This is a genomic window from Pseudomonas sp. BN607 (assembly GCF_029871175.1).
GTDB lineage: Bacteria > Pseudomonadota > Gammaproteobacteria > Pseudomonadales > Pseudomonadaceae > Aquipseudomonas.
Window position 1 is genome coordinate 39,149 of the sequence record NZ_SSOE01000041.1, and the last position, 16,552, is coordinate 55,700.

At 58.2% G+C, this 16,552-nt stretch carries 17 protein-coding genes; 8 read left to right on the forward strand and 9 right to left on the reverse strand.

The genetic code is table 11. The annotated features are described in order from the left end of the window. Nucleotides 1-147: 147 nt before the first annotated feature. Nucleotides 148-1,107: a helix-turn-helix domain-containing protein gene (locus E8E68_RS10585; protein ID WP_266029195.1), complete on the reverse strand. Its 960-nt coding sequence runs from the start codon at nucleotides 1,105-1,107 to the stop codon at nucleotides 148-150. A gap of 419 nt (nucleotides 1,108-1,526) precedes the next feature. Here E8E68_RS10585 and E8E68_RS10590 point away from each other — a divergent pair, with 419 nt between their 5' ends. The 8 genes from E8E68_RS10590 to E8E68_RS10625 all read left to right on the forward strand — a co-directional run bounded on the left by E8E68_RS10590 (nucleotide 1,527) and on the right by E8E68_RS10625 (nucleotide 9,307). Beyond that, entirely contained in the window at nucleotides 1,527-1,688 is a 162-nt protein-coding gene (locus tag E8E68_RS10590; protein WP_266029194.1) for a hypothetical protein, read from the forward strand. 65 nt (nucleotides 1,689-1,753) lie between these two features. Next, on the forward strand, nucleotides 1,754-2,803 hold the full coding sequence (locus E8E68_RS10595; protein WP_266029193.1) for a phenylacetaldoxime dehydratase family protein: 1,050 nt from the start codon (nucleotides 1,754-1,756) through the stop codon (nucleotides 2,801-2,803). A 77-nt stretch (nucleotides 2,804-2,880) separates the two neighbouring features. Next, on the forward strand, nucleotides 2,881-3,747 hold the full coding sequence (locus E8E68_RS10600) for a transporter (protein ID WP_266029192.1): 867 nt from the start codon (nucleotides 2,881-2,883) through the stop codon (nucleotides 3,745-3,747). Nucleotides 3,748-3,834: 87 nt separating this feature from the next. Next, nucleotides 3,835-5,349 (forward strand): amidase, encoded by a 1,515-nt coding sequence (locus E8E68_RS10605; RefSeq protein WP_266029191.1) that lies wholly within the window; start codon nucleotides 3,835-3,837, stop codon nucleotides 5,347-5,349. A gap of 74 nt (nucleotides 5,350-5,423) precedes the next feature. Further along, on the forward strand, nucleotides 5,424-6,023 hold the full coding sequence (nthA, locus tag E8E68_RS10610) for a nitrile hydratase subunit alpha (RefSeq protein WP_266029190.1): 600 nt from the start codon (nucleotides 5,424-5,426) through the stop codon (nucleotides 6,021-6,023). Nucleotides 6,024-6,064: 41 nt separating this feature from the next. Further along, nucleotides 6,065-6,724 (forward strand): nitrile hydratase subunit beta, encoded by a 660-nt coding sequence (nthB, locus tag E8E68_RS10615; RefSeq protein WP_266029189.1) that lies wholly within the window; start codon nucleotides 6,065-6,067, stop codon nucleotides 6,722-6,724. After that, complete coding sequence (locus E8E68_RS10620; protein WP_266029188.1) at nucleotides 6,721-8,013, forward strand: GTP-binding protein; 1,293 nt, start codon at nucleotides 6,721-6,723, stop codon at nucleotides 8,011-8,013. The genes nthB and E8E68_RS10620 overlap by 4 nt, the downstream gene beginning before the upstream one ends. Nucleotides 8,014-8,023: 10 nt before the next feature. Then, entirely contained in the window at nucleotides 8,024-9,307 is a 1,284-nt protein-coding gene (locus E8E68_RS10625) for a PAS domain-containing protein (RefSeq protein ID WP_280341181.1), read from the forward strand. On the opposite strand, the gene E8E68_RS10630 is transcribed toward E8E68_RS10625, so the two are convergent. The 8 genes from E8E68_RS10630 to E8E68_RS10665 all read right to left on the reverse strand — a co-directional run bounded on the left by E8E68_RS10630 (nucleotide 9,297) and on the right by E8E68_RS10665 (nucleotide 16,489). After that, entirely contained in the window at nucleotides 9,297-10,367 is a 1,071-nt protein-coding gene (locus tag E8E68_RS10630; protein ID WP_266029187.1) for a helix-turn-helix domain-containing protein, read from the reverse strand. The genes E8E68_RS10625 and E8E68_RS10630 overlap by 11 nt on opposite strands. A gap of 281 nt (nucleotides 10,368-10,648) precedes the next feature. Then, nucleotides 10,649-12,091, reverse strand: coding sequence for an MFS transporter (locus E8E68_RS10635; protein ID WP_280341184.1), 1,443 nt, complete (start codon nucleotides 12,089-12,091; stop codon nucleotides 10,649-10,651). 117 nt (nucleotides 12,092-12,208) lie between these two features. Next, the gene (gene aroQ / locus E8E68_RS10640; protein WP_266029186.1) at nucleotides 12,209-12,646 is read right to left on the reverse strand and encodes a type II 3-dehydroquinate dehydratase; all 438 of its coding nucleotides are present in this window, start codon (nucleotides 12,644-12,646) and stop codon (nucleotides 12,209-12,211) included. Nucleotides 12,647-12,650: 4 nt separating this feature from the next. Next, the gene (gene aroE / locus E8E68_RS10645) at nucleotides 12,651-13,469 is read right to left on the reverse strand and encodes a shikimate dehydrogenase (RefSeq protein WP_280341188.1); all 819 of its coding nucleotides are present in this window, start codon (nucleotides 13,467-13,469) and stop codon (nucleotides 12,651-12,653) included. Further along, nucleotides 13,466-14,698 (reverse strand): CoA transferase, encoded by a 1,233-nt coding sequence (locus E8E68_RS10650; RefSeq protein ID WP_280341191.1) that lies wholly within the window; start codon nucleotides 14,696-14,698, stop codon nucleotides 13,466-13,468. Before E8E68_RS10650 ends, aroE begins: the two co-directional genes overlap by 4 nt. Beyond that, nucleotides 14,695-15,150 (reverse strand): MaoC family dehydratase, encoded by a 456-nt coding sequence (locus E8E68_RS10655; RefSeq protein WP_266029183.1) that lies wholly within the window; start codon nucleotides 15,148-15,150, stop codon nucleotides 14,695-14,697. The genes E8E68_RS10650 and E8E68_RS10655 overlap by 4 nt, the downstream gene beginning before the upstream one ends. After that, the gene (locus tag E8E68_RS10660) at nucleotides 15,147-15,545 is read right to left on the reverse strand and encodes a VOC family protein (RefSeq protein ID WP_266029182.1); all 399 of its coding nucleotides are present in this window, start codon (nucleotides 15,543-15,545) and stop codon (nucleotides 15,147-15,149) included. The genes E8E68_RS10655 and E8E68_RS10660 overlap by 4 nt, the downstream gene beginning before the upstream one ends. Further along, complete coding sequence (locus E8E68_RS10665; protein ID WP_266029181.1) at nucleotides 15,542-16,489, reverse strand: ketopantoate reductase family protein; 948 nt, start codon at nucleotides 16,487-16,489, stop codon at nucleotides 15,542-15,544. The genes E8E68_RS10660 and E8E68_RS10665 overlap by 4 nt, the downstream gene beginning before the upstream one ends. Between the last annotated feature and the right edge of the window lie 63 nt (nucleotides 16,490-16,552).

The following is a 16,552-nucleotide window of genomic DNA, read 5'->3' on the forward strand; positions in this document are numbered from 1 at the left end:
GTGCGCCCGGCCAAACATCACCGGCTCAAGTCAGGAAATACAGAGTCAGGTGTGTGTTTCTCGCCGAAGTCATCAAAGGGATGCGAGGTACCTAGCCACGCTCTGTTCTCAACGCATCGCCAAAACACACAAAGCGTGCGACGGCGCTTACTTCTGGACAACAACCGAAGCTGTGTCGTGGCGCCGCAAGAGCTCTAGCGGCGCCACACCAAAAGCCTTCCGGAAAGAGTGACTGAAATGGGAGAAGTCGCTGAACCCAAAGTCCAGTGCGACCTGCGAAATACTACGCGCCTGCCCTCGTTCGATCGCATCACGACTGGCTAACAAACGCTCGTGCCAGATCACCGCCGCAGGCGTTTTCTGATGGCGAGCAAACGCACGTGTCACCGTTCGCGTCGAGCAATTGTGTTCCTGTGCAATGCGCTCAATGGTCAGTTCATGATCACCAAGATGAGCCTTGATGAAATTCATCGCCTTGCCGTAGAGATCCAGCTCAACGTGAGCCTGTTGTACATCCTGCAGCTCCAGACTCAGCACCAGCAGATCGAGCAACGTCTGGGAGTAACGTGCCCCGATACTCTGTGCATGCATGATCTGCGGAATGCTCACTGCCTCGCGCAGCATCTCGCGTAGCGGCATGACACCCGGTCGACGATCATCAAGTACGCAACCTGTCAGTTGCTCAACCCCAGGCAGGCGCGAAGCCACGAGGTGACGGGGAATTCGTACAAGGTGGGTTGCACTGCCCCCGACGCTAAAGCGAAAGGATTGATCGGCGTCGTAAATGAACAAATCGTTGGGCGACAACGTCGCGCTGCGACCATTTTGTTCCAGCAGTCCGTAGCCATTCCTGGTGAAGCCGAGCCAGAGGTCATCATTGGGCCCTCTACGCAGATGCTGAGGTGCACGCTCCCAGTGGTGCAACGGTGCAGACAGTGTGCTGATGTCCAGCATTCCCAGTGCTCGCACCTCCAGCTGGCCATCGAAGCTGGCCTCAGCGCCTGGCGTGCTATCAGCAAGCAGGCAGTGTCGGCACACCACCTCTTTCCAGTAGTCAAAACGGCGAGGGGCAGTAACTGCGAGAGTTGAATACTGAGATTGTTGCATTTTCGTTCATCTCACTCGTCAGGCTTGTGCCGGGTGGGTCAAGGCGGTGTTGGCTGCGCAAAGCAATTTACACGCCACTCTCCAGTTGGGTACTGGTGACGGCCTTGAACATGACACCTCTTCAATTGCAAAGCACCCGGACTAGAGGCTCACCATAAGTTTCGCTGCGCCCTTTAGGCGAGGCCCTTTCAGCAATATGATCGCGGCCCCATTTTGGGGCGCCCACTATCCGTCACAAAAATACACGCACCGCGACAGTTCAAGTCGATCTTTTGGGTAACAACCCGCCACCCACTCGCTTCTCTGGCCTGTCCGTCTCAACCAATCGATTGTCCGGAATAGCCAAGCGCATCGATGCCCCACGCCTTAATTTTTTCACATCAACAGCGTGCACCCGCCGCTTCCGATGAGGGACGACCATGAACAACCTAAAACCGTCGCGTCACTTCAACTCGACCCAACTGTCCAGCCACCGCGATTTAGCACCGGAAGAGTACGCCGTGTTTCTCATTGAATTATTGAGCTTAGTGGTCTGCTTGCATTGGCCGGTCTTCAGGCAGTGGAAGCAACGCCATAAATGAGTTGTTCACCTCCTCCTAAAAATCTGCCCAACCCTCTAACAAATAATTACACAGTAGGCGCTCACATGGAATCCGCGATAGATAAGCATCTGAAATGTCCTCGCACCCTGTCTCGTCGTGTACCTGACGAATACAAACCGCCCTTTCCTATGTGGGTGGCACGGGCCGACGAAAAACTGCAACAAGTCGTGATGGGTTATCTGGGCGTGCAATTCCGGGGCGAAGACCAACGGGCTTCCGCACTACACGCGGTCCGTACCATCGTGGCAAGTTTTCAACATGACGACGGGCCTGTTAACCACGACATTACCCACCACACCGATAACAGCGGCTACGAGAACCTGATTGTAGTGGGGTACTGGAAGGATCCGGCCGCACATTGCCGCTGGCTGCGCGCACCTGAAGTGAACGAGTGGTGGGCCAGTGACGATCGCCTGAGCGATGGTCTGGGCTATTTCCGGGAAATCGTTGCACCTCGAGCCGATCAGTTCGAAACCCTGTACGCGTTTCGCGACCAACTCCCGGGCGTCGGCGCATTGATGGACAACATCAGTGGGGAAATCGAAGAGCATGGCTACTGGGGATCCATGCGCGACCGCTTCCCGGCGTCACAAACAGACTGGATGCAGCCAAACGGTGAACTTCGCGTGGTCATGGGAGACCCCATTAAAGGTGGGCGTGTGGTCGTGCTAGGCCATGACAATATTGCCTTGATTCGCTCTGGCCAAGACTGGGCCGATGCCGAAGCGGAAGAACGATCACTGTACATAGACGAAATCCTTCCGACGCTGCAGGCCGGCATGGACTTCCTCGCTGATAACGGCCAAAGCGTGGGCTGCTATAGCAATCGCTTCGTGCGCAATATCGATCTGGATGGAAATTTCCTCGACATCAGTTACAACATTGGACACTGGCGCTCGCTGGAAAAACTCGAGCGTTGGGCAGAGTCTCACCCCACTCATCTTCGCATCTTTGTCACTTTCTTCCGCGTTGCAGCTGGCCTGGAGAAACTACGCCTATACCACGAGGTTTCGGTATCAGCAGCCAGCAACCAAGTCTTTGAGTACATCAACTGCCATCCGAATACCGGAATGCTCCGCGACGCACAGCGCTAAACCGGACAGCCCCATTTACTTTTCCGTGCTCGCCTGACTCAAAGGCGAAGCAGCCCGCTTTTTTGAGGAAGTTACATATGACCACGTTGCGGCCAATACTCTTCAGTGCCCTGCTGCCGACCCTTCCAGCCTATGCGGTTGAGGTCACACCCGGCGACTATGAGCAATATCCCGTCGGCGCAACCATAGGCGCGATCTACTATCAGCACTCCAGCACCGATGCTTTGTATAGCCGCGGCCATAAAAGCAGTGACGATTTCAACCTGACCTCTGATGTCGGCATTCTTAGGCTGCTGCACGTGTACGCCCTGAGCGACACTCTCACCATTGATCCACAGTTCCTGCTGCCCTTTGGACATGTAAAAGGGGGTGGCGATGCCGCAGTGCTGGGTAGTACCAGCGGCGTCGGTGACCTGATCCTCACGGCCCCGTTGAAATGGCGTCTAAACGACGCCAGGGATACGTTGAGTATCGGCCCCTACGTCTACGTGCCAACCGGCAGCTACGACAAAAATGACGCAATCAATCTTGGCGAGAATCGCTGGAAGTTCGATCTCCAAGGTGCCTACGTCAAGCACTTCACTGAGAAGTGGGCGATGGATCTTGTGGCCGATGCTATCTGGTACGGCGACAACACCGACTATGGCAAAGGCTCTTCGCGATTGGAGCAAGACGTGTCCTACGCCGCCCAGATCATGGGCCGCTACATGCCTGATGCCACCACCACCTTCGGCCTGGGTTTCGGACATTCCTGGGGAGGAGAAACTCACGTGGCCGACGTTGCTCAAGACGATCGGCTAGGCACAACGAACGTGCGGTTGACCGCAACCAAGTTTGTAACCCCCAAGGATCAGCTGCAGCTGCAACTGGGCCGTGACCTGTCGGTGGAGAACGGAGCGCGCGAGGACTTCCGCATGAACTTGCGATACGCCCACATCTTCTGAGCGTCGAAAATCAGAGCGCCTTGAGCTTATCAACATCGATTCCCGTGCCTGCCTACCAGCACGCTCGGCATTAAACAGGACTTGATCATGGCCATCCTTCGCCCCACTGCGGCGCAACTTCAAGAGATCGCTAAACGGCTTCACATGCAACTCACTGAGGAGCAAGCCACCGAATACCTGACACTCATGCAAGGCAGCTTCGACGCTTACGACATCGTCGACGAACTCCCTGACAATATTCCAGCTGTCGTCTATCCGCGGACCGCCAGCTATCGACCTGAGCCTGCACAAAATCCCCATAATGCCTGGTACTACAAGACCGAGATCAAGGGAAATCCAAATGGCCGCTTGTCCGGCCACACCGTTGCCCTGAAAGACAACGTAGCTTTGGCGGGAGTGCCGATGATGAACGGGGCAGCATCATTGGAAGGCTTCGTTCCCTCCTTCGACGCCACTGTCGTGACCCGTCTCCTGGATGCCGGTGCAACAATCCTCGGCAAGGCTACGTGCGAACACTTCTGCGTCTCCGGGGGTAGCCACACGTCTGATCCGGCACCCGTGCACAATCCACGTCGCCACGGTTACTCAGCCGGGGGGTCCTCCTCAGGCAGTGCAGCACTGGTTGCTGCCGGCGAGGTCACTATGGCCATTGCCTGCGATCAGGGCGGATCTATCCGAATTCCATCAGCATTTTGCGGCACCTACGGCATGAAACCTACGCACGGGCTGGTGCCTTACAGCGGCATCATGCCCATCGAAGCCACTATCGACCATGTCGGCCCCATTACCGCCAACGTGCGCGACAACGCGTTGATGCTTGAGGTATTGGCTGGGCCGGATGGGCTTGATCCACGCCAGTATTACCCGCGAGTAGAGCCTTACAGCAAAGCGCTCGATCGAGGAATCAAGGGCATGCGGATCGGCGTGGTGCGTGAGGGGTTCAATCTGAGCAACATGGATTCACGGGTTGCTGATAGCGTCATGGCCGCCATTGCTGGCTTAGGGCAACTAGGCGCGCGGATCAGTGAAGTATCGGTACCGGAGCACAGCTTGGCAGGTGCCCTGTGGAACCCGATCGGCTGCGAAGGGCTGACCGCACAGATGATGCACGGCAACGGCATGGGCTTCAACTGGAAGGGCCTGTATGACGTTGAACTGCTGAAAAAACATGTCGGGTGGCGGGATAGCGCTGACGATCTCTCGGCTTCTCTCAAGATGTGCATGCTGATTGGCCAATACGGCTTAGAGCAGTACAACGGCCGCTACTACGCCAAGGCTCAAAACATCGCACGCAGTGCTCGCGCAGGTTACGACAGCGCCCTTGAGGACTTCGATGTGCTTGTTATGCCGACGGTGCCAATTACCGCGCAACGCTTGCCAGAGCCTGGTTGCTCGATTACTGAGTACGTGTCTCGCGCTCTCGAGATGATCGGCAACACCGCTGCGATGGATATCACTGGCCACCCCGCCCTATCGATTCCATGCGGAACAGTCGACGGTCTACCCGTTGGGCTGATGCTGGTGGGTAAGCACTTCGATGAAAGCACGCTGTACCAGGCAGCCAGTGCCTTCGAAGCCTCTTACGACTGGCAAAAACTCTGATCTGAGGGCAATGCCTGCGGATCGAGCCCTACAACACAAGCACAGACCGTTACCGAAACGTGAGGAGATACCAGATGAGCGCCTCCCTGCCACCCAGCAGCGACTCGACGCCTGGCGACCGCGCCTGGGCACTGTTCCAGGTTTTCAAACAAAAAAACCTGATTCCCGATGGTTACGTTGAAACCATCACCCGTCTGATGGAGTACGAGTGGAAACCTGAAAACGGCGCCCGCGTGGTGGCCAAAGCGTGGGTTGATCCATCTTTCCGTGAATTGTTACTGCGGGACGGCACCGCTGCATGCGCCGAGTTCGGATATACCGGCCCGCAGGGCGAGTACATAGTCGCTTTAGAAGACACTGCAACGGTGAAAAACGTCATCGTCTGCAGCCTTTGCTCCTGCACCAATTGGCCGGTTTTGGGGTTGCCGCCCGAGTGGTACAAGGGATTCGAATTCCGTGCCCGTCTGGTACGCGAAGGGCGCACGGTGCTTCGGGAACTGGGGACTGAGCTGCCTCCCGAAATGACAGTAAAGGTCTGGGACACCAGCGCCGAAAGCCGTTATCTCGTACTGCCAGTGCGCCCGGCCGGCACTGAGCACATGAATGAAGAAGAACTACGCGCCTTGGTAACCAAGGATGTGTTGATAGGTGTTGCCCTTCCGAACCTGGGCTGAACCGCCCGCCCCCATGACCCGCAATTTTCGGAGCACTCAGTATGGACGGTTTTCATGATCTCGGCGGATTTCAGGGTTTCGGCCCTGTGCCCCATCGCATCAACAGCCTGGATTACAAACGTGTATTCAAAGCCGACTGGGAACATTTGGCATACAGCCTGATGTTCGTTGGCGCTGACCACCTCAAGCTGTTCACCATTGACGAAGCACGTCACGCCGTTGAGCGTTTGGACGTGCGTCAACATGTCGGTACCACCTACTACGAACGGTATGTGATCGCGACGGCGACCTTGATGGTCGAGGCTGGCGTGATTACCCAGGAAGAACTCGATGAAGCCTTGGGATCGCGCTTCAAGCTTGCCAACCCTCCACACTCAAAAGGTCGGCCTGGGATCGGTGGTCGTCCACCTTTTCAAGTTGGCGAACGTGTTCGTGTGCGAGATGAATACGTGGCGGGCCACATCCGTGTACCCGCCTATGTACGGGGCAAGGAAGGCGTGATCCTCCATCGCACGACAGAACAATGGCCTTTTCCTGACACCATCGGTCATGGAGACCACAGCGCAATTCACCAATCGAGCTACCACGTCGAATTCCGAACCGAGGATCTTTGGGGTGAGGCCTGTGACAAAGGGCTGGTGGTTGTCGACTTGTTCGAAAGCTACCTGGACAACCTAGTCGGTGTGCCGGTGGGCCTATGAACGAGAGTTGTCATGCGCCACGTCTGCCAGTGACGGTACTTTCAGGCTTTCTTGGCGCAGGAAAAACCACACTGCTCAACCATGTCCTGCGCAACCGCGCAGGGCTACGGGTCGCAGTGATCGTGAATGACATGAGTACCGTCAATATCGATGGCGAGGAGGTGCAGCGAAACGTGACTCTGCACCGCGGTCATGACCAGCTGATCGAACTGAGCAATGGGTGTATCTGCTGTACGTTGCGCGCCGATCTACTGGAGCAGATAAGCCAACTCGCCCGGCAACAGCGCTTCGATTATCTACTGATCGAGTCAACCGGCATTTCCGAGCCGATGCCAGTTGCTGAAACCTTCGCCTTCCTCGATACCGAAGGCTTCAGCCTGAGTGAGCTGGCACGCCTGGACACCCTGGTCACTGTAGTGAACGGGTACGATTTCCCGGCGCTACTGGAAAGCCGGGATCTCGTAGGAAGTGAAGACGGACAGGGCACGCCATTGCGGCCTCTGTCAGACCTGTTGATTGAACAGGTTGAGTACGCAAATGTCATTCTCGTGAGTCGTATGGATATGCTCAGTGAGCAAGCCTTTCTTGAGCTGAAAGCTCTGCTGAGGGGCCTGAACCCCTTAGCGCGAATTCTCCCCATGGCACATGGAAGCGTTGCATTGTCGTCCATCCTGAATACCGGGCTGTTTGACCTGCCTCTCCTGATGCAATCACCAGGCTGGATGCAACGCATGTCACACACCGACAGCCATCCCAGCGAATCCGATACCTACGGCATTGCTTCTTGGGTATATCAGGCACGCACGCCTTTCCACCCTCAACGCCTGCTTGCTTTCTTGCAACAGTCGTGGCGCAACGGTCGCCTGCTGCGGTGCAAAGGCTACTTCTGGGTTGGTCATCGTTACCTGGACATCGGCATGCTCGTGCAAAGTGGTGGGCAGTTTTGCTGGGACTATGTCGGCCAATGGTGGCGCTTTGTGGATCAAACCCAGTGGCCACAAGATGACTACCGGCGGCAAGGGATACTGGCCAAATGGGAAGAGACAGCCGGTGACTGCAGACAGGAAATTGTGTTCATAGGCCAACGTATCGACTTCGCGCACCTGAAAGAGCAGCTCGACGGCTGCTTGATGAGTGCGCAGGAAATTCTGCAAGGCCCAACCGGTTGGGCTCAACTTCCAGGCGCAGAGGCGTTTGAGGCTTTCCCCAATCGCGCGAAGCATGCCCCCAACCCAACAATCAGCACTCCTCAGTCAACGCTTCACACTGCTAATAATCAGTCTCTTTAAGGAAGCGGCTATGTGGTTTTCCCATCGGTTTAACCTGAGGGCGCTCACCGCTCTTGCTGCCTGGCTTGATCAGGACGATTCCTCACCAGCGCCAGCCTTTGACCATCCCCTGGTGCAACGACTGCTGCACAGCATCAACAGGATACGTAGGGAGAGAGAGGAGTCACGAAAGCAGGTTGAAGCGCTCACGGAGCAGTTGCGTCACTGCAGTTCAACCCTCATAGCCCGCGACGCTGAGTTGCAGCACTTACAAGCCAGTTGGAATCTCGCCGCGCAAGGTGCCGGAGAGATTTTTTGGGTGCTTGAACTAGATCACCCTCTGACACCCAGCGGTAGGAGCTCAATGCGTTGGAGAGGACTTGCTCTACAGGGATCAGACATGCCCGAGCAGCTTGGTGCGTGGGATAAATGCCTGCATCCAGAAGATCAGCGGCGGTTCTTGAGCGCCCTGGCGAACCACCTCGCCGATGGCAGCGAATCTCGATTCAGCGTTGAAATGCGAGTATCGCTGAACCACACAGGATATCGCTGGTATCTCGTGGGCGGGTCTGCGATGCGAGACACACAAGGACGCGCGTCGATGGTCGTCGGTGTAATCCGTGACATCCATGATCAAAGCCTGCGCAACGAAGACCTGGAGTTGGCCGCTACACGATTTGAGATCGCCCGCGAAATGCTACATGACGGCCTTTGGGACATTGAGGTAGTAGCAGGAGACCCAGCCAATCCAAAAAACGCTATCTGGTGGTCTTCACAGATGCGACGCTTGTTAGGCCATACATCCGTGGAAGATTTCCCAAACACGCTACAGGCTTGGTCGTCTCGCTTGCATCCGGAGGACAGTCAAAGGGCAATCAGTGCCTTCGTGGCCCACGTCAACGATCGCACTGGAAAGACTCCTTTTGATGTCGAGTATCGACTCCAGCATAAGAGCGGCGAGTATCGCTGGTTTCGTGGTCGCGGTCAGACCCGTCGCGCGCTTGATGGCGAACCCCTGCGTGTCGTCGGTGCAATTACTGATATCCATGCCAGCCGGGAAGAAGGCCAGTTACGCGCAGTCCAAGCAAGACAACACCAGGTCATGCAAGAGAACCTCGCTCAGCTCACTCAAATCGTCGCTGCAATCCAGGGGATTGCCAACCAAACGAACCTACTGGCGTTGAATGCGGCGATTGAGGCTGCCCGGGCAGGCGAAGCCGGCCGCGGCTTTGCAGTGGTGGCGGATGAAGTGCGAAAACTGGCAACCCGAACCACCGAAGCCACCCTACAGGCAACCACCATGATCAGCGGATAGGCACCGCTGTAGCGGGTTCAAGACTGGCAGAGTGCCGCCATTCACTTGGAGAGCACCCATAGAACTCACGGAACGCTCGATTGAAGTGCGAGAGGTCATTGAACCCCCAGGCGTAGGCGATATCCGACACCCGACGCATCATGTGTGACGCGCTACGTAAATCCATACCGCAGCGTTCAAGGCGCCGACGAAGAACGTAGCGCATCAGCGACAACCCTTCTGACTCGAACAGTCGGTTGATCTGCCTACTGGACAGCCCCGACGCCGACGCAATCTGACTGACATTCAGACCGGGTTCCCGCAAGTGGTCGTTGACGTAGATTTTCACACGCACCAATGCCAGCGTCTGACAGCCGGAGTGCTCAGCGTCCAAGGGGTGAAGGTTACCCATGGCCAGTGAAATGAGGTTGGTTGCAGACTCGGAAAGGCTGGCCATTTCCGATGACGTGAATTGGCCTATCTGGGCAGCCACCCCTTGAAGGAATAACCGCATCACGCGGCCTGTCGGGGTCTCAGTAGAAATAGCCGTCGCGGTGCGACGCTCCATATTCATGATCCGCTGATTCAGGCTGGCACGTGGAACGCTGACTATGATCTGTCGCCAGCTCTCGGTAAAACTCAAGTAATGGGGTCGGGTTGCGTCGTATACAGCGAACTCGCCTGGACGGATGATCACCCTGTTGCCGTCCTGCTCTAACGCCTCGGTTCCCTCCAGCATGAGCACTGCGAAGTATTTGTCTTCGTCACGGCTGCGAGGTTCCAGGTGGCGGCGGTTGACTGACTGCGACGCCGCACTCACGTCACTGATGCGGAGCAGATCGCACTTCTGAGACTTGACTTTCCCAAAAAAATCCGACGTGCCTACAGATCCTATATCAACATCTGCGAACAAGCGCAGGATCATTTCGCGCCAAAAATCGACACGCTCACCGTGTGAGTTGCTGGAGGTAGACACCTCGATACTTTCACTTGCCCAGTCGTTATTAGGCCCCCGCTCGCAACCAGCCTTTTGGCCATAACCAGGTGATGACTGACTCATTTCCCCAAGCGTTCGAATCACGGTATGCCCTCCCTAGAAGGGAAATGTCTTATAAGAATGGTGAAAGGCATCCATGCTTCAAAGACAGCATCCAGCTCAGGCTTCGGCAGTAAATAACAGCGTTAGATGGAGCGTCGGTGTGCGCTCTGGCAGAGGTTTCAGCGCTAGGCACGCGCTTGTGTGCTTCATTTCTACAACGAATCAGCACCGAAAACCACTCACCCAAAGCAAAAAACACCCCTACGTAGCAACCCAAACGGCCAGGGTCGGCATGCGAGCGCGCTGGGTCGATAGCTTCAGATTTAGGTAGGTAACACCTGTTTTCCTGCATCAGTAGACAGCCGCATGGCATCGACCACGCTGGCGCAGGCAATCAGCGCAACCCCGATCAGCGCCCAGTGGAAGTCGCTGACAGTGATACCGCCGTCAGCGTCGCGCACCATCATCGACACCCTCAAAAGCAACGCCACCACAGCCACGCCCAACGCCATCGCCAGCTGGAAGAACATGCTGAACAGCGTCGACGCCTCGCCCATTTGCTGTTTGGGCACTTCGGAAAAGCCGACAGCGTTGTAAGTAGTGAACTGCATCGAGCGTGACAGCCCACCAATGAACAGCACCAGCGCCATCCAGTACCAAGGCATACCCTGCTGCAGGCCCAGGCATGCCAGAATGGAGCCGATACCAATAAGACCATTTACCAGCAGCACTCGGCGGAAACCATAGCGACATAGTAAGACGGTGGTAAATGGCTTCATCGCCAAGTTTCCAGCGAAGATCGCCAGTACCAGCAGACCGGTATCTACGGGTGACAAGCCAAATCCGATTTGTAGCATCAGCGGGATCAGAAACGGCAAAGCACTGATCGAGAGGCGGAACAGCGTTCCCCCGACAATACTGGACCTGAAGGTGGCGATACCTAGCGTCGCCAGTGGCAACAATGGCGTTGGGTGGCGCTGGCAATGGCGGATAGACAACCAGGTCAACAGTGCGCCCAGGGTAACCAGCGCCGCCCCGGCCGAAAAGCTGCCACCGGACAGCGACCCGAGCATCTCCAGGCCTATCAGCCACGCGGCACAGGCTGATGCGAGGAAGATGAAGCCCACCAGGTCGAAACTGCGCGCTTCGCTGCAGGGTGTATCGGGGATCAGCCACCATGCAGCCGCGATGGCGAGCACGCCGAGCGGAATGTTCAGGTAGAAGATCCAAGGCCAAGACAAGTGTGTGACGATCAGACCGCCTATGGGTGGACCAAGCACTGGCGCTACCAACCCCGGCCAAGTGATCACCGCGAGCATTTTCACTAGGTGCTTCTTCTCGGTGGCGCGCAGGACCACCAGCCGTCCAACCGGCACCATCAGCGCACCGCCAATACCTTGCAGCACCCGCGCAGCGATGAAGGTTTCGAGAGTGGATGCCAGGCCGCATAACCACGACGCGAAGGTAAACAGGCCGATGGCTCCGGCAAATACATTCCGGGCACCGAAACGGTCGGCCACCCAGCCGCTAAGCGGAATGAATACCGCCACCGCCAGCAGGTAGGCGGTGATGCCTATGTTCAAACTCACAGGGTTCTCTGCGAAGTCACCCGCCATCCGTGGCAGCGCTGTGGTGATCACGGTGGCGTCGAGGTTTTCCATAAAGAAGGTGATGGCGACCAGCAAGGCGATGCAGGTAGCTTGTCGTGAGGTGTGGGTTGCTTCTTGGATAGCCAAGTTAACAAATCCTTCTGGGTGAAGAGTCATAAGCTGGCTGACCTGATCCCGTGGAAACGGGCGCCGCCGCAAAGCGGATATGGGTGCATGGTACAGGCTACAGTGGCGTTTCCTGCAAGCCTGCACCCATAGTTTCAACACTGCATCTCAGAACATGCGCATGGCCGCCCGTAACGCCAGCAGGTAGCTCTCAACGCCAAACCCACAGAGTTGTCCACGCACCACATCTGCAAACACCGAGTGGTGGCGGAACGGCTCTCTGGCATGGATGTTCGACATGTGCACTTCAACCACCGGCGCCTCGAGGATGGCCAACGCATCGCGGATGCCATAGCTGTAGTGCGTCCATGCCCCGGCATTGATCAGCACAGCATCCACCCGATCTTCAAATGCCTGATGGATTCGCTCGCACATGGCGCCTTCGAAGTTGGTCTGGAAGCTCTCGACCCGCGCCCCCAGTTCCTCGCCCAGCGCCTGCAAGGCCTGGTCGATATCGGCCAGCGTCACCGTACCGTACTGGCGCGGGTCGCGTTTGCCGAACATGTTGTGGTTGATACCATGCAACATCAGCACATTGGCAGCCATGGGCTTACTCCAGAGGAATGGTCAGTCGGTCGATCACGGCGCGGGTTTCGGGACGCACCCCACGCCACCAGGCAAACGCTTCCGCCGCCTGCTCCACCAGCATGCCCACACCGTCGGCCAAGCGCGTCACGCCTTGTGCTTGCGCCAGACGCAGGAATGGCGTCAGGCCTTTGCCATAAGCCAACTCATACGCCAGCCGCGTCGCGCCCAACACATCAGCAGGCAACGGCGGCAGTTCACCGGTAAGGCTTGCAGAGGTGGCATTGACAACGATGTCGAACGCCTGCCCTTCCAGCTCCTCGTAGCGGCTGATACGTAGCAGCGGGTGGCCCAATTCATTGCGTAAAGCCACCGCCTTGGCCATGTCGCGGTTGGCGATCACCAGCTCGCTCGGGCCCGCTTGGAGGAACGGCAGTAACGCCCCACGAACCGCGCCACCGGCGCCGAGCATCAGCACCCGACGGTTGCGCAGCGGCTCACCGAGGTTCTCTTCGATGTCACGCAACAAACCAATGCCATCAAAGTTCTCGGCGAAGATATGGCCATCCTCGAACTTCAGCGCATTGGCCGCCCGTGCCAGCTGAGCCCGCTCGCTGCGCCGGTCGGCCAGCTCGAAGGCGCGCAACTTGAAAGGCGCGGTGATGTTCATGCCCAGCCCGCCATCGCTGCGAAATTGCAGCACCTGGGTCTCGAACCCCTCGAGTTCGCCCTCGATGGCGCCGTACGCCAGGGTCTGGCCGCTGGCCTGGGCAAACAGGCCGTGGATCAAGGGGGATTTGGTGTGGTTGATCGGTCGGCCGATCACTGCATAGCGGTCGCTCATCGTGCATCTCCGTGGGTGAACAGCACACCGTCCGCTTGCATGGCGGTGATTTCTGTGGGGCTGAAGCCAAGCCCGGCAGCGACTTCGGCATTATGCTGGCCAAGGTCCGGGGCCACCTGATGGATCGTGGTATCGCAATCAGAAAAGCGGAACGGCAGATTGGGCAAGCGCAAGGTGCCGTAGCGCGGGTGCTGCTGTTCGATGACCATGTTGCGAGCCTGGATCTGCGGGTCGGCCAGCACTTCGTCGATGCGTTGCACTTTGGCGCTGGGAATGTCAATGCCATCGAGCAGTTGCAGGATGTCGGCGACCCGACGCGCGCCGACCCAATCGCGGACCACGGCGAGAATCGCCTCGCGATGTGCATTGCGGCCATTGAGGTTATGGTAGCGGCTATCGCTGCCGAACCCGGGCGGGCCGCCATTGGCCTCGACCATGGCAGCGAAACGCTGCCAGGCGTCGTCGACCTGAGCGGCGATGACCAGGTCACCATCGCCTGCGCGGAAGACGCCATACAGGGTCGAGGTCGGCATGTCATGGCCGGTCTGCTCCGGTAGCACCGTGCCGTCGGACAACGTGTAGCACTGCACCGCATACTCGTGCATCGACACCAGCGTGTCATACAGGGCCATGTCGATATGTTGTCCGCGTCCAGAGCTGACCCTGCCCAGCAACGCCGCGTTGATCGCCGCAACAGCATGAATACCGGTGTACATGTCGCCCAGGGAAATGCGCAGCAACGGCGGCGCCTCGCCCGGCACGCCAACCATCTGCATGATCCCGCTCTTGGCTTCGGCAATCAGCCCGAAGCCGGCGCGGTGGGCATCCGGTCCGGTGTGACCGTAGGCTGAGATCGAGCAGTACACCAGACGCGGGTTGCGCGCCGACAGCTCGGCATAGCCAAGCCCAAGCTTGTCCAGGGCACCTGGGCGATAGTTTTCGATGAACACATCGGCCGAATCGGTCAGGCGTTGCATGAAGGCTTTGCCACGCGGGTCCTTCATATTGACGCTGACGCCCTGCTTGCCCATGTTCAGTTGCAGGAAGTAGCCGCTCTGCTGGTCATCTAGGGTGAACGCATGCTGACGGCCGGCATCGCCGCTACCCGGCCGTTCGACCTTGATCACCTCGGCACCCAGCGCGGCCAGGCAGCGCCCCACATAAGGGCCGGCGAGGAAGTGGCTGTAGTCGATGACGCGGATACCCGCCAATGGCAATGCCTGGCTCATGCTTCTGCCCTCCTCGGCACCATCAGGCGGTGCTCGCCGCGCTGCACGACTTCGCCATTCTGGTTGATCAGTTCCGACGGCAGTACCACGATGCCCCAGCCCGGGCGACTTTTGCTGGGACGCATCGCCCCCACGCGCATGCGTACATGCAGCACATCGTTGACCTTGATCGGCAGCACGAAATCCCACGTCCAACCCAGCGACATGCCAGGCACGAAGCGGTATTCACATTGGGTCTTCAGGCCGTCGGCGATCGACAACCCGAACAAGCCGTGGGCGACCAGGCAGCCGAAATGGCTGGCATTGGCGTATGCCTCATCGACATGGACCGGGGTGTGGTCGCCGGTAAGGTCGGCGTAGGCCAGGATGCGCTCGCGAGTTACCGTGTAGGTGGGGCTGAGGCATTCATCGCCTTCGCGGGCATCGTCCCAGAATTTTTCCACTACGCTCATGCCGATGCCTCCGCACGTGGGTCGATGGCCAGTGCCTGGGCGACGCATTTGGCCGGCGAGGCCTGGATGAACTCAACCGCCAAACCGTCGGGCAGGCGCAGCCAGTTGCGGCCCTGAGGCATTTCGCTGACGCCGAAGCGCTGGGCTGTGGCCAGGGCGGCTTCGAGGTCCTCGCACATGATGCCCAGGTGGGCCATGCGACCCTCCGGCCCAGTGAAGTCAGGCTGGTGAATGAACTGCAGGCCGCCCAGCGTCCAGTACTGCGTCGGCTGCTCGACGTCGCCCTGCACTTCCCGCATGGTCATACCGCACACTTCGTTGAAGAAACGGATATGCCACTGAATGTCCCGCACCCAGAAGGCAACGTGTTCGAGATAGGCTTTCGGCTGACTCATGGAGTATCCCTTTTCTGGTGATCGGCCATCGCGCGTTCGATGCCTTTGATACAGGCCACCAAGGTCGCGTTGACGGGTGTGGCAACGCCATGGCGCTGGCCCCAGCGCACGACGGAGCCGTTGATGAAATCGATTTCGGTGATCGAGCCCTTTTCCAGGCTTTGCAGCATCGAGGTACGAAAGCTTGCCGGCAGGCCCTCGGCGGCCAGCGTCCATGCCGCTTCGGGACTGGTCAGGCCCAGGCGAATGCCCGCCCGTTCGGCAACGGCGATGGCCTCGGCCACGGCCGCCTTTGCGGTGCTTTCGAGCAGTGGCTCGCTGTACAGCTGGCCATAGCTGAGCATGGTGATGCCGCTCAACGCGCCCGTCGCGACGTTGACCAGCAGCTTGTCCCACATGGTGCCGAGGATGTTGTCGCTGACCGTGGTGACCAGACCGGCGCCGTTGAAAGCCTCTGCAATGGCCTGCACGCGCGGCGTTATCTGGCCGTCGAGTTCGCCAATGAAGGTCTGCTTGCCTGCTACGCCGGCGCTTATCGAACCGGGTGCCAGCAGCACGCCGCCGACGTAGGTCTTGCCGGCCAGCACCCGCTCGCGGCCCACGGCCTCTGCCAGGATGTCCTCATGGCCGAGGCCATTCTGCAGCGACAGCACAAGGGTTTGCGGCCCGAACAGCGCAGTGGCACCAGCGATTGCATCGGCGGTGTGGAACGATTTGACCAACACCACCACCAGGTCGACCGCGCCTATGTCTTCGGCGCAGGTCGTCGCGTTGACCCGTACCGAGCGCTCGCCGCGTTCGTCCTGCACCTGCAGACCTTTCAGGTTCATCGCCTCGACATGCGCACGGCCACGGTTCAACAGCCAGGTTTCATGCCCCGCCTCGCTCAACGCCGCGCCAATGGCGCAACCCAGGGCACCGGCACCCAGAATGCAGATTTTCACGTCGCAGACCTCCTGTGATTTGCGACCACCTTATGCATACGGGCTTATTTAGACTATACAATG